The 23577-nt window shown below is 53.4% G+C and carries 23 protein-coding genes; 12 read left to right on the top strand and 11 right to left on the bottom strand.

The window, feature by feature from the left end; genetic code table 11:
- Nucleotides 1–68: 68 nt before the first annotated feature.
- The 3 genes from PHV74_04100 to PHV74_04090 form a co-directional block, all read right to left on the bottom strand.
- Nucleotides 69–512 (bottom strand): DNA-binding protein, encoded by a 444-nt coding sequence (locus PHV74_04100; protein MDD5093548.1) that lies wholly within the window; start codon nucleotides 510–512, stop codon nucleotides 69–71.
- Nucleotides 513–644: 132 nt separating this feature from the next.
- A complete protein-coding gene (locus tag PHV74_04095) occupies nucleotides 645–1526 on the bottom strand; it encodes a carbohydrate kinase (GenBank protein MDD5093547.1) in 882 nt (293 codons plus the stop codon).
- 124 nt (nucleotides 1527–1650) lie between these two features.
- Nucleotides 1651–1839, bottom strand: a complete 189-nt coding sequence (locus PHV74_04090) for a hypothetical protein (protein MDD5093546.1) — start codon at nucleotides 1837–1839, stop codon at nucleotides 1651–1653.
- 45 nt (nucleotides 1840–1884) lie between these two features.
- Between PHV74_04090 and PHV74_04085 the strand changes: the two genes are divergently transcribed.
- On the top strand, nucleotides 1885–2625 hold the full coding sequence (locus PHV74_04085; GenBank protein ID MDD5093545.1) for an HAD family hydrolase: 741 nt from the start codon (nucleotides 1885–1887) through the stop codon (nucleotides 2623–2625).
- 136 nt (nucleotides 2626–2761) lie between these two features.
- Complete coding sequence (locus PHV74_04080) at nucleotides 2762–3214, top strand: thioesterase family protein (GenBank protein MDD5093544.1); 453 nt, start codon at nucleotides 2762–2764, stop codon at nucleotides 3212–3214.
- A 187-nt stretch (nucleotides 3215–3401) separates the two neighbouring features.
- Here PHV74_04080 and PHV74_04075 read toward each other — a convergent pair whose 3' ends face one another.
- On the bottom strand, nucleotides 3402–3710 hold the full coding sequence (locus PHV74_04075; GenBank protein MDD5093543.1) for a hypothetical protein: 309 nt from the start codon (nucleotides 3708–3710) through the stop codon (nucleotides 3402–3404).
- Between the two features lie 71 nt (nucleotides 3711–3781).
- Complete coding sequence (argF, locus tag PHV74_04070; GenBank protein ID MDD5093542.1) at nucleotides 3782–4696, bottom strand: ornithine carbamoyltransferase; 915 nt, start codon at nucleotides 4694–4696, stop codon at nucleotides 3782–3784.
- A 225-nt stretch (nucleotides 4697–4921) separates the two neighbouring features.
- Between argF and PHV74_04065 the strand changes: the two genes are divergently transcribed.
- The 3 genes from PHV74_04065 to fabF are packed head-to-tail and all read left to right on the top strand — an operon-like array spanning nucleotide 4922 to nucleotide 8845.
- Nucleotides 4922–6133 carry a CoA transferase gene (locus PHV74_04065; protein MDD5093541.1) on the top strand — a complete coding sequence of 404 codons (1212 nt, stop codon included), beginning with the start codon at nucleotides 4922–4924 and terminating at the stop codon, nucleotides 6131–6133.
- Nucleotides 6134–6190: 57 nt separating this feature from the next.
- Complete coding sequence (locus PHV74_04060) at nucleotides 6191–7567, top strand: bifunctional folylpolyglutamate synthase/dihydrofolate synthase (protein ID MDD5093540.1); 1377 nt, start codon at nucleotides 6191–6193, stop codon at nucleotides 7565–7567.
- 27 nt (nucleotides 7568–7594) lie between these two features.
- Nucleotides 7595–8845, top strand: coding sequence for a beta-ketoacyl-ACP synthase II (fabF, locus tag PHV74_04055; GenBank protein MDD5093539.1), 1251 nt, complete (start codon nucleotides 7595–7597; stop codon nucleotides 8843–8845).
- A gap of 48 nt (nucleotides 8846–8893) precedes the next feature.
- Here fabF and PHV74_04050 read toward each other — a convergent pair whose 3' ends face one another.
- The 6 genes from PHV74_04050 to PHV74_04025 form a co-directional block, all read right to left on the bottom strand.
- The gene (locus PHV74_04050) at nucleotides 8894–9145 is read right to left on the bottom strand and encodes a hypothetical protein (protein ID MDD5093538.1); all 252 of its coding nucleotides are present in this window, start codon (nucleotides 9143–9145) and stop codon (nucleotides 8894–8896) included.
- 22 nt (nucleotides 9146–9167) lie between these two features.
- Nucleotides 9168–11609 carry a leucine--tRNA ligase gene (gene leuS / locus PHV74_04045; protein ID MDD5093537.1) on the bottom strand — a complete coding sequence of 814 codons (2442 nt, stop codon included), beginning with the start codon at nucleotides 11607–11609 and terminating at the stop codon, nucleotides 9168–9170.
- A gap of 113 nt (nucleotides 11610–11722) precedes the next feature.
- Complete coding sequence (locus PHV74_04040; GenBank protein MDD5093536.1) at nucleotides 11723–12226, bottom strand: MogA/MoaB family molybdenum cofactor biosynthesis protein; 504 nt, start codon at nucleotides 12224–12226, stop codon at nucleotides 11723–11725.
- On the bottom strand, nucleotides 12223–13482 hold the full coding sequence (hisS, locus tag PHV74_04035) for a histidine--tRNA ligase (GenBank protein ID MDD5093535.1): 1260 nt from the start codon (nucleotides 13480–13482) through the stop codon (nucleotides 12223–12225). Before hisS ends, PHV74_04040 begins: the two co-directional genes overlap by 4 nt.
- A 148-nt stretch (nucleotides 13483–13630) precedes the next feature.
- A complete protein-coding gene (locus PHV74_04030; GenBank protein ID MDD5093534.1) occupies nucleotides 13631–14368 on the bottom strand; it encodes a response regulator transcription factor in 738 nt (245 codons plus the stop codon).
- Nucleotides 14369–14589: 221 nt separating this feature from the next.
- Nucleotides 14590–16407: an ATP-binding protein gene (locus tag PHV74_04025; GenBank protein ID MDD5093533.1), complete on the bottom strand. Its 1818-nt coding sequence runs from the start codon at nucleotides 16405–16407 to the stop codon at nucleotides 14590–14592.
- Between the two features lie 799 nt (nucleotides 16408–17206).
- Between PHV74_04025 and PHV74_04020 the strand changes: the two genes are divergently transcribed.
- The 7 genes from PHV74_04020 to PHV74_03990 form a co-directional block, all read left to right on the top strand.
- Complete coding sequence (locus tag PHV74_04020) at nucleotides 17207–17725, top strand: DUF6125 family protein (protein ID MDD5093532.1); 519 nt, start codon at nucleotides 17207–17209, stop codon at nucleotides 17723–17725.
- A 57-nt stretch (nucleotides 17726–17782) separates the two neighbouring features.
- Nucleotides 17783–18061: a MoaD/ThiS family protein gene (locus tag PHV74_04015; GenBank protein ID MDD5093531.1), complete on the top strand. Its 279-nt coding sequence runs from the start codon at nucleotides 17783–17785 to the stop codon at nucleotides 18059–18061.
- A gap of 65 nt (nucleotides 18062–18126) precedes the next feature.
- Nucleotides 18127–19185 (top strand): MBL fold metallo-hydrolase, encoded by a 1059-nt coding sequence (locus tag PHV74_04010; GenBank protein MDD5093530.1) that lies wholly within the window; start codon nucleotides 18127–18129, stop codon nucleotides 19183–19185.
- 205 nt (nucleotides 19186–19390) lie between these two features.
- Nucleotides 19391–19540: a hypothetical protein gene (locus PHV74_04005; protein ID MDD5093529.1), complete on the top strand. Its 150-nt coding sequence runs from the start codon at nucleotides 19391–19393 to the stop codon at nucleotides 19538–19540.
- Between the two features lie 160 nt (nucleotides 19541–19700).
- The gene (locus PHV74_04000; GenBank protein MDD5093528.1) at nucleotides 19701–20357 is read left to right on the top strand and encodes a helix-turn-helix domain-containing protein; all 657 of its coding nucleotides are present in this window, start codon (nucleotides 19701–19703) and stop codon (nucleotides 20355–20357) included.
- On the top strand, nucleotides 20354–21523 hold the full coding sequence (locus tag PHV74_03995) for a radical SAM protein (GenBank protein MDD5093527.1): 1170 nt from the start codon (nucleotides 20354–20356) through the stop codon (nucleotides 21521–21523). The genes PHV74_04000 and PHV74_03995 overlap by 4 nt, the downstream gene beginning before the upstream one ends.
- Nucleotides 21520–23577, top strand: a 2058-nt coding sequence (locus tag PHV74_03990; GenBank protein MDD5093526.1) for a radical SAM protein, incomplete at its 3' end; no start/stop codon positions are given. The genes PHV74_03995 and PHV74_03990, both read left to right, overlap by 4 nt.

Raw genomic sequence — 23577 nt, 5'->3', positions numbered from 1 at the left:
GGGGGACATCCTTCGTCAAGCTCAGGACAGGCTCCCCAAACCCCCGGAAGGAGGAAACCTTCACCTCTTTAAGGCTCAAGTAGATCAAATCCGGTGGCAGCATCCTTCAATCGCTGCGCGGTGTTATCGACAAGTTCCAGCAGGATGACTTCTCCTACTTGCCACACTTCCACTCCCGGCCGGATACAACCTGCCCTCGTTTGTCCTTCGCGGCCCAGCGCCGCATGCATATGAAGAACGGGCTTTCCCTCTTTATTGGGGAAGAGGGTGCCCACTCCGGCGACTTCATGGACCCCGGCCAGTCCAAAGAGCATCGGCACCGGCGGCAACACATCCCCATCTTCCGGCCCAACAACGATGTTCCCCCCATCCTTGATTCCCCCGATGAGGATGCACATGCCGCGGAGAACATTATTCCTGGCGGCAAAGTCTTCGATGTCGCCGGGCAACTTTTCGCCATCTTCCAGCCGGATGATGAATATTCTGCCGGTCTTTGCTTCGGTATATCTCATCGTTGTTCACCTCATCAAATACATGATATGCGGTCACTGCCCGTTCGATTTCACCGCCCGCACCGCAATTACCACTTCATAGTCGCGGTCGTGATGGTCCAGGTCTTCTCTTGCCCATATTTGCTCCTCTTCTTATGAGATCAAGCGTAGTTCAGCAGGCAGCCGCGGGGTAGCCCCCGGCTGCGAGCAGACATAAGCAGCCACCCGATTGGCATGGTCGTTAATGGCATCCATGTCGTGCTCTTCCAGTATGCCTATCGCCAGTGCTGCTGTAAACGCATCACCCGCCCCCACCGTATCGGCTACTTCAACCCTGTAACCGGGGTGAATCGATGTTCGTCCGTTCGAATAAAGAACGCTGCCGTTTTTCCCCCTGGTGAGCGCAATCAGGCGGAGATGATACCTTCGCGCCAGTTCGGCCAGAAGGGCCGGTTCGCTGCCTTGGAGAGAAAACATCGGCGCGATGATGGCCATCTCTTCATCATTGAGCTTGAGAATATTGGACAGCACCAGAGAGGCTTCAATCACCTCCCGCGAAAAGAAAGACTGGCGCAGATTGATATCGAAAACACGGACGGGCGCTTTGGAAGCCTGTTTCAGAAAAGCCTGGATGGTGGACTGGGAAACCTCCGAGCGTTGCGCCAGCGTTCCAAAGCAGATGCAATCTGCCTTTTCGGCCAGTTCCACCGAGCGGGGTGTTTGGGGGATGAAGTCCCACGCTACGTTTTCATGAATCGTGTAGGTCGGCTTGCCTTGCGTGTCGATCTTGATATCGATTACCCCTGTGGGATGATCCGTATCAATGGAGATAAAATTGTAATTCAAAGAAAGCGTATCGAATCGATGGAGTATCTGCCGCCCATCATCGTCTGCCCCGACGCAGGAAACGACCATGCTTTTGCCACCGAGTTCCTGAGCGTGATAGGCAAAATTAGCAGGTGCCCCACCTAACTGTTTGCCTTGGGGGAGCATATCCCAGAGGAGTTCGCCAATGCCGATAATCAGAGGTTTCATCTTCACGGACAGCCTGATGCGTTATTAAGACAGATTATCGCATCAAAAGGAAGTTCTGGCAACGCGCCTTGAGGCTGCCCTCAATCAGTGGATTTTCTCGTTCAAGTGATGTTCCGTGCCGGTGTTACTCCTCCCCCGCCAACACCTTCTCTATTTGGGACTGGTGGAGCTTCGCTAGGTATGGAGCCCACCTATTTCCGGGTGTCTGGGCGGGCAGACATCCCCTGATTTCGATGCGGTCCGGGAAAGCAACCATCTGGACATCGATTTTTCCCATCAACCGCCGCTTTCTTTCCATGATGATCTCGTTCATTGCTGCTTCCAGGTGATTTTGCAGATGAATTGTGGATCGGTTAAAATGAGCTGGGTTCCCCCAAAGACCGTGGTCAGGAGCACAATGGTGAAAGCTGCCTTTTTTGACTTTTTTCAGACGCTGGTTCGCTATGAGCCGACTGCAGAAGAACTTCAGGCGAGGGCTTTAAGGGACTTCGGCATTGAGGTGTCTCCTGATATTTTTCTCCGTCCTATGGTCATCGCGGATAAATTTATGTATCAGGAACTCCATCGCTCTCCGCTAAGCGAGCGATCAGAGAAAGGCAAGATGGCCCTGCGTGTTCAGCGTCAGGAAATATTGCTCAAGGAGGCAGGATTGGAGGTCTCGAAACAGGTCGTCCTTGGTCTCCTTGAAAAGATGCAACAATTGCAGACGAAATTGACACTCTTCCAGGATGTTATGCCAGCTCTGACTGACCTCAACAATCGAGGAACAATCTTGGGTCTTATATCAAACGCTGATCGAAACATAAGCCCAATTCTGGAACAGTTGGGGCTCATGTCGCTGCTTCGAGTGGTAGTCACATCGAAAGATGTCGGCTACAGCAAACCGCATCCGGAAATATTCCACGAAGGTCTCAGGCGAGCCGGGGTGCATGCCTCTGAGGCAGTATACATTGGCGATCAATACGAAATTGACATTGTCGGGGCCATTAACGTTGGAATGAAGGGGCTGCTTCTAGATCGTGGCGGTCTCGTTGAAGACTATCCGGAGTGCCTGAAGATACGGAGTCTTTCTCAGATAAGCGAGCATTTGTTCGTATAGGGGTTTTGTGGAGCGTCAGCGATAATGGGACTGCGACAATATGGCCGGTTCTTTCAGGTGGGGGCTGACTCTAAGTGAGCCCGTCTCAGTCCTTCCTTACGGGGGAAAGTAACCCGAATACAGATCACGGAGGTTGATGTTTGTGGAAAACTACCGGAGCATGATCTTGAAGAAGGCAAGCGAGTTTTATGGCAAGCAGATGCCCTTTCACACTTTTCTCGGGCTTTCAGAGGATAGTTTTGATGCAGAGAATGGCTGTATCAGATTTCACATGCGGGATGAGTTCGTGGGAAATTCTCTTATCTCTCCCATTTTGCATGGAGGCGTCATCTCAGCCGTGCTGGATATCGAGGGCTCCTTTCTGGTGCTTCTCGAACTCGCCACGAAACGGACGGAAGGTGAGCGGACTGGAAAAGGTGGCACCATTGATTCGCGTGTCGACTATCTCATTCCAGGAAAAGGAAAGTCATTCACCGCTTCGGGCTCGATCCTTCGCTGGGGGAACAAGGTCGCAGCCGTTCAAACCGAATTGCGTAACGACCAGAATCAACTGATCGCCGTGGGTAGGGGATCATATATGTTTGGCTAGGCCGGAAGCCAGGCGATTCATGGAAGCTGCCTCCAAAATGGTTCTGCAGGCAATATCACTCTCTAAGTGTCCGATGTCTTGCTTTCGCATGAAGCTCGGGAGGGCCAAGAATCCTCGGGCTAAGGAGCTTACGCTGTCTTCAGAGGTGAACTGCTTGGCCAAAGCTCATGGGGGGTATAAATTGGGATCATTTGTGGCGCACTCTCTCGAAATAGGGGCCGAGCACTATTGCCATGAGGGCAAAACCCAGTCCTGCCATCAGGACATCGCGGGTGGCGCCAAGATCAAATTCACCCACGCCAAAGAGGGCATACGCAATGAGGAAGTTGGTGATTCCCCAGATGACGTTCACCAGGGCCGATGATTCACCCACTCCCGGCGGAGAGGCAAACGGACTTTGAAAGCGGTGCCCCGATATCCCGTTCACGAAGTGGGGAATACCGTTGCACAAGAAAAAACCGGCAAAGAAATAAGCGATGTAATCGTACCAATCCATTGTTCTAGCTCTTCACAAAGCTGTCAGGGGATGAGTGATCGGAAACATCATAAGCAGTTGTGGGTTCTACCTCACCGCTTCAGCAGATCCACGAGGATCGCTTTTTGGGCATGAAGGCGATTTTCCGCCTGGTCGATGAGCACCGATTGGGGGCAATCGATAAGTCCCTCAGAGAATTCTTCACCGTGATGCACCGGCATGGGATGCATCAGAATGGCATCCGCCTTGGCTTGGGAAAGAAGCCCTGGGGTGATCTGATAAGCTGCAAAATCCTTGTTGCGCTTCTCACGTTCGGCTTCTTTGCCCATGCTGGTCCAGACATCAGTGTAGACCACGTCGGCCCCTTTGACTGCAGCCTGGGGGCTTTCACTGATGATGATCTTGGACTTACCGGATGCAGCCAGTCCTCTTCCGGCGCTTAAAATTTGCGGCGGAAGATCATATCCTTTGGGGGAAGCGAACTTGAAATTCATTCCGGCCAGAGCGCAGGCCAGAAGCAGGCTTGCGGCCACATTATTGCCGTCTCCGACATAAGCCAGCGTCAGGCCCTCGAGTCGGCCCTTTTTCTCGCGGATTGTCAGCAGGTCGGCGATAGCCTGGCAGGGGTGCTCTTGATCGGATAAGCCGTTGATTACCGGGACTCTGGAGTATTTGGCGATCTCCTCCACCGTGCTCTGAGCAAACGTCCGGGCCACAATGGCATTGACATAACGGCTCAGCACTTGCGCAGTGTCTTTCACCGGTTCCCTCTTGTTTAATCCCACCTCGTCTCCAGAGAGATAGAGCGAATGGCCGCCGAGTTGGTACATGGCCACATCGAAGCTCACGCGGGTGCGCAGAGAAGGTTTCTCAAAAATCATGGCCAGTGTCATCCCTTTGAACACCGGACCAGCTTCTTTGGATTTCAGGGTGGTGGCGCTATCGAGGATGCGGCGAAGGTCATCAGGGGTGAGATCGGCTACAGAAAGAAGGTCTTTGTTCTTCATGATGCTCTTAGTATAAGCACTGGCATCGCACAAGGCAAGTCTGATATGATCTGAACTAGCGTCATATTCTTAGAAAGCTCTGATCAAGTCTTTCAACCCTCTAGCCCCCACTGTTGGGGGAAGGTTGAGGCATTCGGGGTACACTCTCGAACCCCCGGCAGGAAGAATCCGGCACCTCTTGATCAGAGGTTACTTGGATGACAAGAGAGGACAAAGGAGCCTGACATGCTTTACCCGCTGCAAGGGATTCGGGCCATCGATTGCGGTGTTTTCCATGCCGGACCGGGGGCTTTGGCTATTCTCGCTGAACTGGGAGCAGAAGTAATAAAGATCGAGCAACCGCGCATCGGTGATCCGGTCAGGGAGCTGATGGCCTTTGGGACTACTTGCTTTGAGTTTAAGGGCAGGAGCTTGTTCTTTGAGGGGGCAAATCGCAATAAAAAGAGCGTCACAATAGACCTCAAGAGTGAGAAAGGCCAGGAGATTCTGCATCGTCTGGTGGCGAAGTGCGATGTCTTTCTGACCAATTATCGCAAGGATGCTGTTGAGCGATTGCAGTTGACTTACCCAGCGCTTCGCAAATTTAACTCCTCCCTCATATATGCTTATGTCTCTGGAAACGGTTCCCTGGGACCCGACAGCAAGCGAGGCGGGTTTGACCAGCAGGGGCAGGCGAGATCAGGCCTTATGTTTTCCATTGGAACTGCCGATATGCCCCCGCTGCTTCTCCAGTTTGGCGTCATGGATCAAATAGCGGCAATTACCATCAGCCACGGAATATTGACTGCCCTTCTGATGAGAGAACGGACCGGGGTCGGTCAGGAGATTGATGCTTCGCTTCTTGGCTCAGCCATGTTTGCTCAATATTTCAATGTTATCATGCCTCTGGTTACGGATATGGAGGTTCCTCGCTACGATCGGATGGATACGGACCCGTTGCGAAATTACTATTGCTGCCAGGATGGGCAATGGATTTCCATCCAGGCGATTCCTCGCCATGCGGATAGCTGGGAGATTTGCTGCCGGCTCATCGGGCGCTCGGAACTGAAGGCCGACCCCAGGTTTGATACCGACCGGAAACGAATGGAAAACCGCAAGGAGTTGATCCCTATCCTTGATAAGGTATTCGCCACCAAACCGAGGGATGAATGGCATCGTCTTTTCGGCCAATACGATTTCATTTCCTGCCCGGTGAACAAACCCTCCGATCTGAAAGACGATCCTCAGGTGATCGAGAACGGGTACATCGTGGATTGCGACCATCAGGTATTTGGCAAAACCAGGGTTCCCGGATATCCCATCCGTTTTGGCCAAGCACAAACCTGTCCTCACGTTGCCGCGCCTGAACTGGGGGCGCATACCGATGAGGTGCTTCGGGAAATCGGCGGCTATAGTGATGCGGAGATACAGCAGTTCAGGGAAAAAGGTGTGGTATAGTAGAGAATCGTTCCCGCAGGGGTGACCCTCCGTGTTTACCCTGATGAATGGATGGAAATGGATTATCGATCAGCCCTCGATTACGTTTTAGGATTCTCCGATTATGAGCGCCAGCCCGGAGCGGGGTATGCCGAACGGTGGGACCTGCGCCGGATGGAAGAATTCCTGCAGCGATTGGGCTCGCCTCATCTGGGAAGAAGAACCGTCCATGTGGCCGGGACGAAGGGGAAAGGCAGCACGGCGGTGATGATCGCCTCCGCTCTCAACGCCTCCGGTTTGAAGGCCGGACTCTACACTTCTCCTCATTTGCATACCATGCGGGAACGCATCAGAGTCGGCAAGCAATTCATCACCGAAGGTGAATTTACCGAGGCAGTATCCGAGATGAAGCCTGCCATTAAGGAGCAAAACAGGAGCCGCTTTGGTGAACTCAGCACCTTTGAGATACTGACCGCCCTGGCCTTCTGCCATTTCCGAAAACAATCGGCGGATATTCAGGTGCTTGAGGTTGGCTTGGGGGGAAGGCTGGATGCTACCAATGTGGTGCCTCATCCAGACGTCTGCGTCATCACTTCGATCAGTCTGGACCATACCGCCGTTCTGGGCAACACTGTTGCTCAGATCGCAACTGAGAAGGCGGGGATTATTAAATCCGGCGCTACCGTGGTAAGTTCGCGGCAAACTCCAGAGGCATCCGAAGTGATCCGGTCGGTTTGCAGGGCCAAAGGGGCCCGACTTATAATGGTTGGCCAGGAGGTTACGTGGGTTGGGATTCAGGATTCGGGGGATTCACGAGGGATTGAAACAGTTCTTTCCAGAACGCAATCGTTTGAAGTAAAAGGGCTCAAGAGAAACTATCGCATCACCATCCCTCTGCTGGGCGAGCACCAGATGGAGAATGCAGCGACGGCGGTGGCTACGCTGGAGGCTCTGGATATCGATGAAGGCCTGATTCGAGAAGGTCTGGCAAATGTTTCCTGGCCGGGGAGAATTCAGGTACTGGGCGAAGAGCCTTTGCTGATTGTCGATGGCGCTCACAATGCCGATTCGGTCAGGAGGCTGAGGGAAGCTATTCAGAAGCATTTCCGGTTTGACCGGGCCATTCTCATCATGGGAACTTCTGCCGACAAGAACTCGGCAGCAATGATCGGCGAGTTGGCGTCGTATTTTGATAGAGTGATCACTACTGCTTCGGAACACCCGCGCGCCGCTGATCCTGATGAACTGGCAACCGAGTTTGCCAGGAAAGGGATACGTGCGCAAGCAACAAGAAATGTCCGGGGGGCGCTTGAGGCCGCTTTAGCCCAGGCTGATAAGAGCGACCTCATCTGTGCCACCGGATCGCTTTTTCTAGTGGCCGAGGTGATCGAGCAGATCAAGGGGACAAAAGGAGAGCGCTATCCGTACGGGGAACGGGTGTCCGGGAATCGATAAGACCTGAAAAATCGGGGAGGGATTCAAATGAAAGACTCAAGAGGCAGGAACCGCGTAGTCATCACCGGAATGGGGACATTGAATCCGGTCGGAAACAGCGTCGAGGAATTCTGGAGAGGGCTCATTGAAGGAAAGTCAGGGACCGGACCGATTACCCTCTTTGATGCCTCAACGCTCTCGTGCCGGACTGCGGGCGAGGTGAAGGGGTTCGACCCTTTGCAGTTCATCGACCGCAAAGAGGCCAGACACATGGCCCGCTTCACTCAGTTTGCCGTAGCTGCAGCTACGATGGCCGTAAAAGACGCGGCTCTAGATCTCGAAAAGGAAGATCGGGAGCGGCTTGGTGTGTTTCTGGGAAACGGCATCGGCGGACTGAGGGATATCGAGGACGGCTGCAATACACTGACCACCAAAGGAGGGATGCGGCTCAATCCGTTCTTTATGCCCAAGATTCTCGCCAATCTGGCTGCTGGGTATGTTAGCATTGCCCTGGGACTGAAAGGCTATACTTCTACGGTGACAACGGCATGTGCCGCCAGCACTCAGGCACTTGGTGAGGCTGCGGAAGTGATCCGGAGAGGCAGCGCCGATGTGATGGTTTCAGGAGGCACAGAGGCGGGAATAACCGGGATTGGAGTAGGTGGCTTTGCCGTCATGAAGGCATTGACCAGTCGAAACGACCAACCTACCAAGGCCAGCCGTCCGTTCGATGCCAACCGCGATGGTTTCATTCCTGCCGAAGGAGCGGGTATTCTTGTTCTGGAAAGCATGGAACATGCTTTAAGACGCGACGCTCGAATTCTGGCGGAGATCGTCGGATTCGGAATCTCTTCCGATGCGCACAATCCGGTGGCCATCGATACTACAGGGGCCACTCGGGCTATGCGCTGGGCAATTCAAGATGCCGGAATCACGCCCAAAGATATCGACTACATCAATGCTCATGGGACCTCAACTCCGCTCAATGATTCTTCGGAAACGGCGGCCATCAAAAAGCTGTTCGGGGATTATGCCTACAAGGTGCCGATCAGCTCTACGAAGTCGATGACCGGCCATCTTCTGGGGGGCACGGGGGCGGTGGAAGCGATCGCTTGCGTGAGGACGATCACCGATGGCATCATCCATCCCACGATCAATTACGAAACTCCCGATCCGGAGTGCGACCTCGACTATGTACCGAATGTGGCACGCAAGAAGGACGTCAAAACGGTGCTCTCCAATGGATTCGGTTTCGGTGGACAGAACGCGTGTCTGGTATTCAGGAAGTTTGAGGCGTGAAAGTAGGGGCACGGAGTGCCGTGTCCCTACTGAGGAGAAGCCAAAGCCTTAGGCGAAGGGAGACCGAGCCTCTTCCGGAAGCATATCCCCGAGTATTTTCTGCAGCGCCATGGTGTGGCTGCAGGTTTCCCACTTGGTGAAGAATTGGCAGGTGCAGCTCCATTTTGCATCTTTCAGGGTTGTGAGATGGACTGCATGAGTGCCTTGAAAATCCACGCTGATATTTCGAATGTGGATTCGCTCCCGCTCCCCGGCATAGCGATTGGCCTTTTCAATTTTACTGATCAGATCGGAATGCATTGCATCTCCCTCTTTTGATACCTTATTTTATCACAATATTTACCAGCCGTCCCGGCACATAAAGTGCCTTGAATACCTCGCGGTCCTTCAATTGAGCCTTTATTTTTTCCTGGCTTAGCGCCAGTTCTGTGGCTTCGGTCTCAGCGATGGAAACCGGCACATCGATCTTGTCCCGCAGCTTTCCGTTGATCTGGATCACCAAGGTGAATTGCTCTTCGGCAACCAGTTCCTCCTGCCATGCAGGGAACGGCTGATTGTGGATGCTATAGCTATGGCTTGTCTTTTCCCAGAGTTCTTCGGCCAGGTGCGGCGCCGTTGGAGCCAGCAGGAGGATCAGGGATTCCATGGCCTCCTTCCAGGCAGGATTGTCTGAGACGGCGCTGGTTTCTTTGACTTTGGCCAGATAATTGGTGAATTCCATGAGAGCGGCTACCATTGTATTGAAGCGGATCTTTTCCAGATCCTCCTGCACCTTCTTGATCGTCTTGTGCGTCTGGCGGCGAATCTCTTTTTCCTGGGTCACGGGTGAAGCGCCGCAGGATTCGTCCAAAACCAGAGACCAGATGCGGTTGATCCATCGCGCCACTCCAACCAGTCCGCTATCGTTCCACTCCCCGCCCAGCTCCCACGGCCCGATGAACATCAGATACGCTCGAACCGCATCAGCGCCGTATTCGGCCACCAGACTGTCCGGGCTAACTACGTTGCCGCGCGATTTGCTCATCTTCTGCTTGTTCAGGATGATGGTTCCCTGGTTGAAGAGCCGCAGAAACGGCTCATCAAATTTGACCAGCCCTACGTCGCGAAGGGCTTTGGTGAAGAAACGGGCATAGAACAGGTGCATCACGGCATGTTCAACGCCGCCGGTGTAGAGGTCGACGGGCATCCAGTATTTCAGCTGATCGGGATCGAATGGCCCTTCGGTGTATTTCGGGCTGGTGTAGCGCAGGAAATACCAGTTGGAACACATGAACGTGTCCATGGTATCGGTCTCTCGTCTGGCTGGTTCGCCGCATCGGGGGCAGGTGGTATTGACGAACGATTCACAGTATTTCAGCGGAGATTCCCCGGTCGGCTTGAATTCGGCGTCCTCGGGCAGAAGCACCGGCAGGTCTTTTTCTGCCACCGGCACGATGCCGCATTTAGGACAGTAGATCATCGGAATAGGCGCGCCCCAGTATCGCTGGCGGGAGATGAGCCAATCTCGCAGGCGATAAGTGATGGCTCCCTTGCCAAAACCCTTTTTCTCCAGGAATTGGATGATGGCTTTCTTCCCTTCCTCGCTGGGCAGGCCATCGAATTGGCTGGAGTTGATCATCGTTCCGGTTCCCTCATAGGCCTGGGCAAATGGCTCACCCTTGTATCCTTCTGGCGCAATGACCACCTTGATCTGCATGCCGAATTTCGTGGCCATTTCAAAATCGCGTTGATCATGGGCTGGTACGGCCATCACCGCGCCGGTGCCGTAGCTGAGCAGCACATAGTCGGTAATCCAGATCGGCACCTTCTGGCCGGTCAGTTTGTTGACGGCATAGGCCCCAGTGAAAACGCCGGTCTTCTCCCGATCGGTGGAAAGCCTTTCGATCTCCGATTGGCGACGAGTCCAGTTGACGTAATCCTCAACCTCTTTCCTTCGTTCGGGAGTAGTCAGCTTCTCAACCAGAGGATGTTCCGGAGCCAGAACCATAAAGGTGACACCGAAAACCGTGTCCGGCCGGGTGGTAAATATACAGATTTCCTTTTCATCGAGCCCGTATTCTTCGATACCGAAACTAATTTCCGCTCCCTCGCTTCGACCTACCCAGTTGCGCTGCATGGTTTTGACCCGCTCCGGCCAGTCCAGTCCTTCATGTTGCATCAACTCATCGGCGTATCTGGTGATGCGGAAGAACCATTGCTCCATTTGCTTCCTGATCACCGGCGTATTACAGCGCTCACATTCACCATCGACCACCTGCTCGTTGGCCAGGACTGTCTGGCACTTGGAACACCAGTTGGCCGGTGCGTTTGCCCGATAAGCCAAGCCCGCTTCATAGAGCTTGAGGAACAGCCACTGAGTCCACTGGTAGTATTCGGGGAGGCAGGTGATGACCTCCCGATCCCAATCATAGATGGCGCCGAGGCTTTTGAGCTGAGGGCGCATGTGTTCGACGTTGTCCATCGTCCATTTATGAGGATGGATATTGTGCTTGATAGCAGCGTTCTCAGCGGGAAGGCCGAAGGCATCGAAACCCATGGGATGGAGAACATTGTAGCCCTTCATTCGCATGAACCGGGCATGCACATCGGCCGGAGCCATGGCATACCAGTGCCCGATGTGAAGGTTGCCGGACGTATAGGGGAACATGGTCAACTGGTAGAACTTGGGGCGGTCGCTGGTTTCTGTTACTTTATAGAGTTGGTCCTGGTGCCATCGCGATTGCCATTTCGTTTCTATTTCCGAAGGATTATATTTTTCGATCATTGCTCTTCCATTATAGCGCAGAAAAGCGGGTGCCAACAGGGCTTTGCATCAGGATGAACTGCCTCGCCGCAAGCGGTGGGGAATTAGACCGTAAGGCGATTAAACTACGATCCCTATTCCTGACTCGTGGCGCACTCGAATGCTTCCCCCCGGACGGTCTCCACGGCATGGGGCAGGGCAGGCAGGATAACTCCCAGACACTCCCGGACGGCTTTGGGACTGCCGGGCATGTTGATGATCAGCGTTCTTCCCCGGATTCCGGAGACTCCCCGGCTCAGCATTCCATGGGGGGTCTTTTTGAGGCTTTCCGCTCGCATGGCTTCGGAAATGCCGGGAGCCAGTTTCTGCACCACTTCCAGCGTAGCTTCCGGCGTGACGTCCCGCGGGGCAAGCCCTGTACCCCCGGTGGTGAGGATCAGATCGAGATGCTCGTTATCGGCCCATTCGATCAGCTTTCGTGAGATCAGGTCTTTCTCGTCGGGAATGACCTCATATCGAGCTACTTTGAAACCAATGCCGGATACCATCTCCCGGATAACTTTTCCGCTCTCATCCACCCGCTCTCCTTTTGAGCCCTTATCGCTCAATGTCAAAATGCCCAGATTGGCTGCTTTCATAAGCCACCCCTTACGCATTTCCGGGCTTCATCGAAGCTCAAACGCTGCTGTTCTCCTTTGCCCATATCGCGCCACATCACCATTCCGTCTCTCAGTTCGTCATCGCCGATAATCAGCGCATGCCGGGCATTCAGAGCATTGGCTTGCTTCAGTTGAGCCTTCAAGCTCCGGCTTCCGGAAGCAAGGATAACCCCCATCCCGTCCTGGCGCATTTTTGCCGCATACTCCAGCGCCTTGTCTTTGGCCGCCTCTCCAAGGAAGGCCACAAAGACTCCCGGTTGAGAAAGGGCAGGAACAGAGATATCCTGGTTTTTCAGGTTGAGGATAATGCGCTCGATGCCCGTGGCAAATCCCACCGCCGGCGTTGGCCTGCCTCCGATCTCCTCGATGAGGTTATCGTAACGGCCTCCGCCGCCCACTGTGCTCTGGGCTCCCAACTGGCCGGGTGGCTGGATTTCAAAGACCGTCTTGGTGTAGTAGTCGAGCCCTCGGACCAGCCGGTGGTCAACGTTAAAATCGTGTCCCAGAATATGGAGGTATTTCTTCAGAGAATCGAAATGCGCGCCGCATTCGTCACAGAGGTAATTGACGCTCTTGGGAGCTTGTTCGGTGAAAGGAATGCACGACTCGTTCTTGCAATCCAGCAGTCGAAGGGTGTTTCTCTCCGCCCGGCGCTTGCAGTCGGGACACAGATTCTCGACTTTTCCGGCATAGTAGTCCTTCAGTGTTTTGATGTATGCCGGACGGCACTGGCGGCATCCGATGCTGTTCAACTTCAACACCAGATTTTGCAAGCCGAGAGCGGCGTAAAGATTCCAGGCCATATCGATCACCTGGGCATCGACGGCGGGATCGGCCTCACCGATGGCTTCAAATCCAAACTGCCAGTGCTGGCGGAACCGACCTGCCTGGGGTCGCTCGTATCGGAATATCTGGGTGATATAGTAGAGCTTGACCGGCTGAGTGAGGTTGTGCATCCCGTGTTCCAGATATGCGCGGCATACGGAGGCGGTTCCTTCGGGACGCAGAGTAAGTTTGTCCCGGCCTCGATCCTCGAAGGTGTACATCTCCTTCTCGACGATATCGGTCTCTTCTCCGATGCTGCGGACAAAAAGGCCGGCATCCTCAAAAACGGGGGTGTCGATGCGCTCGTATCCGTAAAGCTGGCAGATCTGCCCGACCTTCGCCTCGATATATCGGCGATAGGGTTGATCCTGAGGCAAGATATCAAAAGTCCCGCGTGGAGCCCGGTACACCATTTAACCTCTCATCATCACTGGAATTCGGATATAGGATACTCCATGGAGGTAAATGATGTAAAGACGATGCAGTCCCTGTCTTTACCCTCACAATGAGGCTGTCGGAATCTCCCCGGTTAACTGCTTCGATGCCGACGGGTTAGGGTTACGGAGTGGCATTATTTGCTTGATCAGAAGATTTAAGCTCAGGAGGCTCCATTTTCCGCAGGGAATAACCTACCCCGGACTCGGTGAGGATGTGTTTCGGATTCTGTGGATCGGGTTCTATTTTGTTGCGAAGGCGGCCAATGTATACTCGCAAATACTCAATTTCCTCGCCATACTCAGGGCCCCAGACTCTCGATAGTAACATCTGATGAGTGATGACCTTGCCGGCATTTTGGACCAACTCTCGCAACAAACTATACTCAATGGGACTGAGCTTGATCTGCTTGCCACCGACAGTTACCACTCTTCTCCCTAAATTGACTTCCAGGTCATCGCTGACAAAGGCTGCTGAATCGACGTGGTCCGATCTTGTTTTGCGGCGCATTACCGCTCTCACACGGGCCATCAGTTCCTCAATTCCAAAAGGCTTTGTAATGTAATCGTCAGCGCCTAGATTCAGCAGGTCTACTTTATTCCCCACCTCACTCTTGGCGCTGAGCATGATGATCGGAACCGGAGACCATTCTCGAATCCGGTGGCACACTTCGATGCCATCCATTCCCGGCATCATGATATCCAGAATCACCAGGTCAGGGAGTTTTTCCTCCATGGATTTCAGGGCGGATGGCCCGTCTTCGGCCATTATGACCTCGAAGTCGCGCGCCCTCAGGTTAGCAGCGACGAACTTGAGTATGATTGGGTCGTCATCCACAACTAGAACGCATGTCTTGTTCACCTTTCAATACCCCCCCTGCATCAAGTGAGGCTTGAGAACCGAAATTAACCCGGTTTTACCATTCAGGCCCAAGCACTATTAACTATCCTCTCAAGGATTCGATGAGCGAATTCACTTCTTGGTGAAGAATATTCGATTAAGTCTTAGGAATTGCCTGTCGACACACTTCTGTGGAAGGGCAAAGAGGAACTGGGATGTCCCAAAATCCCATAAAGGAAGCATCACTGTGCTCTCTCCTGCCTCTCTTTTTCGAAGGTGCTTCGGACTGTGATGGTGGGATCCTTTCGGGGCTCAGCGTCCGAAATAGGCAGTGTGAAGTTGAATTTTGACCCCTGACCGGGTTTGCTTTCAGCCCATATCCTGCCGCCATGAGCTTCTACCAGCCGCTTACAGATCGCTAATCCCAGGCCGCAGCCACTCCTCCGGCGGACAATACCACTCTCTAGCCGATAGAATCGCTCGAACACCTTTTCCAGATCTTCAGACGGGATGCCAACGCCTTCGTCGATGATACTTACCACGATCTCATTCCGCCCCAATCTGGCTTCCAGAGTAATTTGAGTGCCTTCCTCGGAATAAGAGGCAGCGTTTTCTACTAGATTGGTAACCACTTGACCAAGGCGCACTTCATCGACGTGGATCAAAGGCAAGTTGGAAGGAACTTTTATTTCAAACGCATGATTCCCTACGAGCCCCCGCAATTTGTTGTCAAGCTGGTTTATGGAGGAAGATATTCTACACCGCGTTTTCTCCAGCCGTGTTGTGCCTGTCTCCAATTGGGACATTTCCAACAGGTCATTGACCAGATGCACCAGTATATCCGACTCTTTGTTGATCACCTCAAGAAACTCTCTCTGTGTCCTGAAGTCCCATTCAACATCCGGTTGAAGCAAGGTGCTGGCAAGGCCTTTGATGGCTGTCAAAGGAGTGCGCAACTCGTGTGATACGCTGGCCAGAAATTCAGTTCTCAGACGATCCGCTTCCTTCGATGCGTGAAACCGGGAAGCCTCCGCCATGAGTCGCGCATTCTCGCTGACCATGCCCAGATGCGCCCCGATAGTCCCCAGCAGTTGCAGATCAGAGGAGGAAATCATTCTGGCTTTTCTGCTCATCACACACAGCACTCCCAAAATCCCTTCCCTCGTCTTCAGCGGTACTCCGGCAAAGGTCTTCAACCCTTCCTTTTGGACGGCATCCTTTCGGGATACTCTCGGATCGGTTGACATATCTTCCACCCAAATCGGGCGTCCCGATTGGGCAATGATTCCCGCCAGACCCTCATCTATTAGGTGCTTTGAACTTGCTTCTCTGAACTCCCAGGAAAAGCCTTGGGTTATGGCATCCATCACCTCATCCTGTTCCCCGATCAGAGCGATGGCGCCAGATTCCATGTCAACGATCTCCAACACTTCAATCAAAGCATTGTTCAGGATTTGCCTGAAATCATAAAGCTGGCTCACTGTAGTTGCCATTTTGTTCAGGGCGGAGAGTTCTCTATTTAGCCGGAGGATTTCTTCTTCCGCTCGTTTACGTTCGGTGATATTTCGGATTATTCCTTGGTTTGCTATGCGTCCCTGATAGACGATTCTGGTCACATGCAGTTCAACATCAAATTCGGTACCGTCTTTTCGCAATGCCTTGATCTCATAGGAACTGAGTAAATGAGCTTCATCTTTCCATGCGCTGTTCTTTTCGCCCACGAGATGGCGATACTCCGGCGCCAAGAAGTCAGTGAATGGGCAGCCCACCATCTGAGCTTCACTCTCGCAACCAAACATCTTCAAACACGCTCGATTGGCAAATGTGACCGCGGATCCTTCAATGATAGCAATCCCATCGAAAGCGTTCTCTATCAGCCTGCTATAGTTATTCTCCAGTTCCCAGAATGGCTCCACCGCTTTGGGGAGGTGTGTCAATGAAGCTTTTTGCCCGTTGACGCCGGTATTTGTTTGCTGGCTCCTCAGGGCCTCTACAAGTGCCTCGGCCTCGGCCAGTCGTCCTTCCAGTTCATCATGGGCCAGCTTTTCCATGTAAATCATTGTACCTCACCAATCTTGGTCAAGGATAGCATAGAAGGGGACACAAAGTCTGTTTCAGGGGATGGGTGAGCAGTTGGGAAAATACCAAGGAACCTCTGATCAAGTGGTGAAGGATTCCTCCTGCTGCTGGCCTGAGGGCTAGTGGGCTGATAACACTTATTCGGAGCGTCCGTAAATTGAATACGGCAATACGGATTGGAATTCAGCCGTTCTTGTGTAGATGTGCCACATGAAGGGATAAAGAGGCATTCAGAAAAGAGAGAATTGGCGATCGTCAGGGAGGGCATTCCGGACGGCTCAGGAACCGGGTCGTCTACTTTCGGGACAGGACTCTGTCTCACTGCTCTCCTAAACTGAATTGTTGGTGGTTCCCCGATCTAGCCTATCAGATAGAGATTTCAGACGAAACCATGTCAACCCCCAAGGGTAGATACAGGCTATCTCTCATATCGGGCAACCTTATGAAAAGAACTTCCGGCTGAGTGGAGCACCCTTCTGGAGGGGCTTGCCCGAAGCATGCCCCGATCATCCGCAATAGGGTGATTACGACTTTTGTTAGTTATAAGGATAGCATTTATGTGTACTATGTCAAGTGTTCTCTCTTTTTTTGGCTGTCAACTTATGCAGGCGCTCTCTGAGCGAACATTGAAGTGTTGATGTTGCATGAGGGGGTTGTCAGCAACATACTCGGCTGTCTACCCATTTGCCTATGCTATAATAAACTCAGAGAAGCCTTCAGTTTCTCCCTTCGCGAGGAAGTCTTTGTGGGGCATTTGCGCTCCGCAAGCAGGAATCCCAAATGCTTAAAACAAACCTTGAGAGCCTGTCCAAAAAGACACTGATCGATATCATTGAGATGCTGGGCAAGAACTGGATCAGCGTAGATGGCTTTTGGTATATGGGCGTAGAGGATACATTCGGCAGTGAAGCCGCCCTCAAACTTGATGTGAAGATGTGGGAACGACAAAGCGTCCTGGAGGGGAGAAGGCTCAAAAAGGTTTTAGGCCTCGAAGGGGGCATGGAAGATGTACTGAAAGCGCTTGATTTCGTCAATTGCATCCATGGATACCCCGATTTCGAGATAGAGGAAGAAGCCCCCAACCGATCCGTACTGGTCTACAAAAGTTGCCCTGTTCAGGAGGCAAGGTTAAGGCTGGGGCGAGGGGAGTTCGCCTGCAAAGAGCCCGCCTACCTCTGCTATGCCAATACGGCTGCGGCAGTGGACCCACGGGCAAAAGTCAGATGCGTCTCTGCTCCACCCGATGAGCGCTCTTCCGATATCTGGTGTCGTTGGGAAGTGATCATCGAGAATCCCTGAACCCCGTAACCACGCATACCCGATACTCGCGCTGGAGAAGCAGCAAGAGGAGGTCCCATGGCCACAGTCAATATAAAAACATCCTCTATGATGCAGAGCTTGTTGGGCCTCCCAAAGACGCTGGAGGCGCACGGGGATACCGTGCACCAAGCGCTGGAAGACATTAAGCGGCGCTATCCCAAACTGGAAGATATCCTCAGCGATTCCAGTAGCCAGCAGAGCCCGCCCACCCTGATACTCCTCAACAACAAAGACATCCGCCTTTTGAAGGGGTTGGACACCCTCATCAATGAGGGGGATATTCTGATGCTCATCTATGCAGCCATCGGCGGCTGAGGCAGGATTGCCTTTCGAGATTCAGTGGGAGAAGGCAGACTAACTTGCAACAGGAGTGTTTTCAGATGCCGGAGATACAAATCGGCTCTACCCAGGTAACGCAAACCAGCAGGAGAGGCATTGTTCAATATGCCCTGAATGATATTCGCATATATCGAATCAAGGTAGAGAGTATACCCAAATTTTTCACCAATGTGTATCTGATCCTCGATGAGGAGGTCAGCCTGGTAGATGCCGGCTCCAATATGAACAAAGCGATGTCCGACCTCAAAGAAGGGATTGCCATCATCAATCAGGATTTTGGAGAAGACGTTGGGTTTGGGGATATCGCCAATATTGTTATTACCCACGGACACGGCGACCATTTTGGCATGGTGCTGGCCAGTGAAGAACTTCAAGGCAAGAAGATATACGTCCATCATTCGGATAGCGTGCATGTTAAGGATTATGACTTCGTCTACAATCAGTGGAGACGAAATCTCAGCGAACTCGCCAGAGAAGTAAGACTTCCCTATGATCCGGTTGGCGAGGATCATTGGGCAGAACCCGCAAGGCTACCCTTCCGGCCCAAAGACCAGGATGTCATAGAGGTTAGCGACGGGCAAGAGATTATCAACGGCTACAAGGTGATTCACACGCCGGGACATAGCTCTGGGCATATCTGCCTGCAAGTGGGCCCGGTGCTGTTTTTGGGGGATCACATTCTGTCTTCTACTACACCTCACCAGTTTCCTCGAAATGAACAGCAGGGGACCGGACTGGGAACGTATCTGGCTTCCCTCAAGAAGATTGAGAGTCTGGGAGAAACGCTGGGATTGGCAGGGCATGAGGGTACTGTTTATCCCGTCAATCAGCGAGCCCGGGCGATAGATTTATTTCATCAGCAACGCTTGAGAGAGATCGTTGAACTGTGTCGGAAAGAGATCAACCTTTATCAGATTACCGATGAATACTACCGGCAACATCCCAAGCTCATCGGGGCACCATCGATTGACAATCTGGGAGATGAAGAAAAGCTCGGTGCGATAGAAGAGATAAAGGCCCACGTAGAGTACTTGCTGGAAAACCACACAATCACATTGAGCAGCATGAACAATGGTGTGGCAAGCTATTGCATCCTGTGAAGTTGCCATTTCGCAATAGCCGGTCACGTAACCGTTGTTTTCAATAGCAAACCTCTGGAATAGAGAGCGTCCCGAATGTGGGTCGGTTCATCGCCTCTTCTTGGAAGCAGACGCCTGATTTTTGGTGATATCCCCCGGAAATCATGGGGCGCACACTATTGGGAAGCCCTGTCATGAGAGACTATAATGTGGATGGAGAAGCTCGATGTCTACACCGTTCATTCTGCTTGGCCTGGTGATGGCGGGGATCGGTATGGTCAGAGTGATTGCCACCCGGCGCAAACCGGGAAACGGCGATTGGCTGGCTGTGCTGGTTGCCGGTCTTGTTCTCCTCAATGCGGGGCTCTTGATCTGAGCGCCCCTGGCAAAGCCCGAATCACTGGTGATCCTGGCCCCTTTCCTCATTCCATGCACACCTCATGGTGGACTCTCAAAGCAGATGCTGCCCTTGCCTTTGCCTTATCGGGATGTTATTCTCCTTATAGATTTCTTTAGATTTTGGGTATCTATTCGACATGACTGCAAGCGAATCTGCCAGTAGAAGTTCTCTCCTGGGCATCAGCCGGGCCAGCAAGCTGCTGGGCGTTAGCGAGATCACATTGCGCCAGTGGACCGATGAGGGGCAGATCAAGGTCTTTCTCACCCCCGGCGGACATCGCCGCTACCAGGAAGATGAGCTGCGCCGATTCATGGGCACTCGGCAGCGGAGGCATGGCATCAGAGATGTGGTGGCCCGGATGGAGATGGCTCCTGCCCAGGATATCCAGATTGCCAGGGACCATTTCGCCGACGCCCCTTGGTACAACAAACTCGATCTGGAATCGCGAGACAAGCTCCGCGAACTGGGAAAACGAATCCACGGCGTGGTCATCACCTATATCACCAAACCGACCAAACGGGATGAAACGCTGCAAATGGCTCGCCAGATCGGGAGCGAGTTCGGTGCCCTTCTGGCTGAACTGGAGATTTCCCTCTCCGATTCGCTGGAGGCCTTTCTGCTGCATCGCTCGCCGCTGGTCAATGCGGCCGCCGACCTTCTGAAGAAGAAAAAGGCACTCAATGAACGCGCCGCCGAGGCCATCCCGCTGGTCAATTGGATTACCGATGAGGCGTTGCTTGCTCTGGTGACGGCCCATCAGAATTATCACCAGGAAGTTGCAGAATCCAAATGATCTCCGTTTCCAGGCTCCTTTGCGACGAAATCGGCCCCGGCGATCATTTGCGCTACGGGCAGGGGGAAGGCCTTTCGCCAGCCTCTGAAGCTCGACCCATTGTGGTCTGGAACTGCACCCGGCAATGCAATCTGCGCTGTATCCACTGTTACGCCGATGCCACCGCTCAAAGAGCCTCTGAGGAAATGACCCTTGCCGAGGGGAAGACATTCATCCGACAGCTTGCCGAGTTTCACGTCCCGGTGTTGCTTTTCTCCGGCGGCGAACCGACGCTCCGGAAGGATTTCCTTGAGCTTGCTCGCTTCGCCGTCGCCAATCAACTCGGTGTGGTGGTTTCCACCAACGGCACGCTGATCACCTCACAAATGGCCGTCGAGATGCGCAACATCGGATTTCGCGAAGTGGGAATCAGCCTCGATGGCGTAGGTGAGCAAAACGATGTATTTCGCGGCCAGAAAGGGGCGTTCGAAGCTGCTCTCAATGGCATCCGCCACTGCATCACCGTAGGGCAAAGGGTGTCTTTAAGGATGACCGTCACCCGCGCCAATCACCAGGAGATTCCGGCCATCTTCGATCTGCTGGAGCGGGAGAACATCGACCGCGTTTGTTTCTATCATCTGGCCTATGCCGGCAGAGGAAACGACCTCCGAAGTATCGATCTCAACCATGCCGAAACGCGAAGAATGGTCGATCTCATTTGCGATCGCACCCTCGACCTCTATTCACGGGGGCTGAAAAAGGAAGTCTTGCTGGTGGCCAATCATGCCGACGGCGTTTATCTCTATCTCAAAGCCAAATCGCGCGATGAAAAACGGGCGGCGAATGTGCTAAAGCTGCTGCAAACCAACGGCGGCAACAACTCCGGTATTCGCATCGGGGCGGTGGATTCAAGGGGCAACGTCCACGCCGATCAGTTCTGGCAGAGCCTCTCTTTCGGAAATGTCCACCAGCGATCTTTCGGCGATATCTGGCTGGATACCTCCAATCCGATCATGGCCGGGCTCAAGAATCGCCGGGGTCTGCTTAAGGGGCGCTGTGCTGTCTGTCAGCATCTGGAAATCTGCAACGGCAACCTGCGGGCGCGGGCCGAAGCAGTGTTCGATGATATCTGGGCCGAGGATCCGGCCTGCTACCTGACCGACGAAGAAATCGGAATTACCCCATGAGCCACGAGCCGAATCTTCTTACTCCGAGACTCAGTCTGGTTGCCTGGGAGATCACCCGGAAATGCAACCTCCTCTGTGCCCACTGCCGGGCTGAAGCTCTGGATACTGACTACATTGGCGAGCTTTCCACGCAGGAGTGCTTCCGAGTCGTCGATAGCATTCTGGAGGTTGGCCAGCCGATCCTGATCCTCACCGGGGGAGAGCCTCTGCTTCGACCGGATGTATTCGAAATCGGTAAATACTCCACTGAGAGAGGATTGCGGGTGGTGATCGGCAGCAATGGGACGATCATCACTGATGAATTGGCTGCCAGAATGGCCGAGGTACCGATCTCCCGAGTGGGAATCAGCCTCGACTTTCCTGTGCCGGATTTGCAGGACAAGTTTCGGGGTAAATCAGGTGCCTTCGATGCGGCGGTGGCTGGAATCAAAGCAGCGCAAAAAGCCGGAATCGAAGTGCAGATCAACAGCACCATCACCCGGATGAATGCCCCCCATCTGGAGGCACTGCTTGGTCTGGCCCTGGATTTGGGAGCCGTCGCCTTCCATCCGTTCATGCTGGTGCCGACGGGTCGCGGAAAAGGCCTGGCGAGTGAGGAGCTTCCTGCCGAAGAATATGAGCGTATCCTGAACTGGGTTTATGAGAAGCAATCCCAACTCGGCGACCGCATCTTCTTCAAACCCACCGATGCTCCCCATTACATGCGGATTGCGGCGCAACGAAGGGGAAAGAATCCTTTCGTCGCCCACCCAATTCAACATTCCCCCAAAGAGATGGGGGCTAGGGGGTTTAGCGAAAGGTTGGAAACAGTCCCTAATTCCCCTGAGTCCCCTTCTATGAAAGGACAATCGGCCATGAATAGGACCACCCGGGGATGTCTGGCCGGTGTAGGTTTTTGCTTCATTTCCCACGTGGGCCGAGTGCAGGGCTGCGGCTATCTGGATGTGGCAGCAGGCGATCTCAAGAAAGAGAGCTTTTCCCAAGTCTGGAATGGGTCATCCCTTTTCAATGAACTGAGAGACCTTTCTGGAATCAAGGGCAAATGCGGAGAGTGTGAGTATAAGCGACTGTGCGGCGGTTGCCGCGCCCGCGCCTACGAGTCCACAGGCGATTACCTCCAGGCGGAACCGTATTGTGTTTACCAGCCGGCAAAAGGGAATCAAAGTGAGTCGAACTTAATCAAAGGCTCATTAGATGAGACCGATCGGCGCTTGCTGAATCTGCTGCAAACTGACTTTCCCCTGACGCTGGAGCCGTTCGCCGACATTGGTTCAAAGATCGGCATCGACGAAGCAGAAGTAATCCAGCGTGTGTCCCGACTCAAAGAGGATCGAATCATCCGATCCATCGGCCCCGTCTTCGATTCGAGAGCCCTCGGCTATGAAAGCACGCTGGTAGCTATGAGATTTCCTTCGGAGAGGATCGAATCGGCAGCGCAGATCATCAATCAGCATCCCGGTGTGGGGCACAATTATCAGCGCGACCATACCTACAATTTGTGGTTTACCCTGGCTGTTCGGAACAAGCCCGAGTTAGCCCGAACCCTCTGCCAACTGGAGGAGCAGCTAGCACCGGAGGCAATGGTTGAGCTGCCCGCGCTGAGGATTTTCAAGATCAGGCTGTTCTTTGACCTGGAAGGAACAACATCACGGAAGCAGACCAATCAGAAAACCGGAGGGGCTCGGCGTGCCGTGCCCCTGGAGCCCGCGGAGCGGGCGGTAATCAATCAGGTGCAGACGAACCTGCCGATTGTGCCGCGACCCTTCGATGAAATGGCCTCAAGCGCCGGAATGGAAGTCAATGAATTCCTTGCTCAGTGCCGATCTCTGAGGGGGCGAGGAATAATGCGCCGCTTCGGGGGCACCCTCGATCAGAGGAATGCCGGATTTGTTGCCAATGCGCTGGTGTGTTGGGCTGTTCCACAGGATCGCGTTGACGAAGTGGGACAGCAGATGGCCGCTTTCCCCCAGGTTACCCACTGTTACGAGCGCCAGACGAGCGCCCGTTGGCCCCGGTTCAACATCTTCACCATGATTCACGCCAAGACCGTCGAG

Source organism: Dehalococcoidia bacterium, from assembly GCA_028711995.1.
In the GTDB taxonomy this organism is placed as follows: domain Bacteria; phylum Chloroflexota; class Dehalococcoidia; order SZUA-161; family SpSt-899; genus JAQTRE01.
The sequence above is the reverse complement of the archived record's forward strand: the minus strand, read 5'-3'. Positions and strand labels throughout refer to the sequence as shown.

What these genes read in the sequence shown, in the direction of transcription:
- PHV74_04100 (MDD5093548.1), bottom strand. Translation starts at nt 512, where the DNA reads ATGAGATATACCGAAGCAAAGACCGGCAGAATATTCATCATCCGGCTG.
- PHV74_04095 (MDD5093547.1), bottom strand. Translation starts at nt 1,526, where the DNA reads ATGAAACCTCTGATTATCGGCATTGGCGAACTCCTCTGGGATATGCTC.
- PHV74_04090 (MDD5093546.1), bottom strand. Translation starts at nt 1,839, where the DNA reads ATGAACGAGATCATCATGGAAAGAAAGCGGCGGTTGATGGGAAAAATC.
- PHV74_04085 (MDD5093545.1), top strand. Translation starts at nt 1,885, where the DNA reads ATGAGCTGGGTTCCCCCAAAGACCGTGGTCAGGAGCACAATGGTGAAA.
- PHV74_04080 (MDD5093544.1), top strand. Translation starts at nt 2,762, where the DNA reads ATGTTTGTGGAAAACTACCGGAGCATGATCTTGAAGAAGGCAAGCGAG.
- PHV74_04075 (MDD5093543.1), bottom strand. Translation starts at nt 3,710, where the DNA reads ATGGATTGGTACGATTACATCGCTTATTTCTTTGCCGGTTTTTTCTTG.
- argF (MDD5093542.1), bottom strand. Translation starts at nt 4,696, where the DNA reads ATGAAGAACAAAGACCTTCTTTCTGTAGCCGATCTCACCCCTGATGAC.
- PHV74_04065 (MDD5093541.1), top strand. Translation starts at nt 4,922, where the DNA reads ATGCTTTACCCGCTGCAAGGGATTCGGGCCATCGATTGCGGTGTTTTC.
- PHV74_04060 (MDD5093540.1), top strand. Translation starts at nt 6,191, where the DNA reads ATGGATTATCGATCAGCCCTCGATTACGTTTTAGGATTCTCCGATTAT.
- fabF (MDD5093539.1), top strand. Translation starts at nt 7,595, where the DNA reads ATGAAAGACTCAAGAGGCAGGAACCGCGTAGTCATCACCGGAATGGGG.
- PHV74_04050 (MDD5093538.1), bottom strand. Translation starts at nt 9,145, where the DNA reads ATGCATTCCGATCTGATCAGTAAAATTGAAAAGGCCAATCGCTATGCC.
- leuS (MDD5093537.1), bottom strand. Translation starts at nt 11,609, where the DNA reads ATGATCGAAAAATATAATCCTTCGGAAATAGAAACGAAATGGCAATCG.
- PHV74_04040 (MDD5093536.1), bottom strand. Translation starts at nt 12,226, where the DNA reads ATGAAAGCAGCCAATCTGGGCATTTTGACATTGAGCGATAAGGGCTCA.
- PHV74_04025 (MDD5093533.1), bottom strand. Translation starts at nt 16,407, where the DNA reads ATGATTTACATGGAAAAGCTGGCCCATGATGAACTGGAAGGACGACTG.
- PHV74_04020 (MDD5093532.1), top strand. Translation starts at nt 17,207, where the DNA reads ATGCTTAAAACAAACCTTGAGAGCCTGTCCAAAAAGACACTGATCGAT.
- PHV74_04015 (MDD5093531.1), top strand. Translation starts at nt 17,783, where the DNA reads ATGGCCACAGTCAATATAAAAACATCCTCTATGATGCAGAGCTTGTTG.
- PHV74_04010 (MDD5093530.1), top strand. Translation starts at nt 18,127, where the DNA reads ATGCCGGAGATACAAATCGGCTCTACCCAGGTAACGCAAACCAGCAGG.
- PHV74_04005 (MDD5093529.1), top strand. Translation starts at nt 19,391, where the DNA reads ATGTCTACACCGTTCATTCTGCTTGGCCTGGTGATGGCGGGGATCGGT.
- PHV74_04000 (MDD5093528.1), top strand. Translation starts at nt 19,701, where the DNA reads ATGACTGCAAGCGAATCTGCCAGTAGAAGTTCTCTCCTGGGCATCAGC.
- PHV74_03995 (MDD5093527.1), top strand. Translation starts at nt 20,354, where the DNA reads ATGATCTCCGTTTCCAGGCTCCTTTGCGACGAAATCGGCCCCGGCGAT.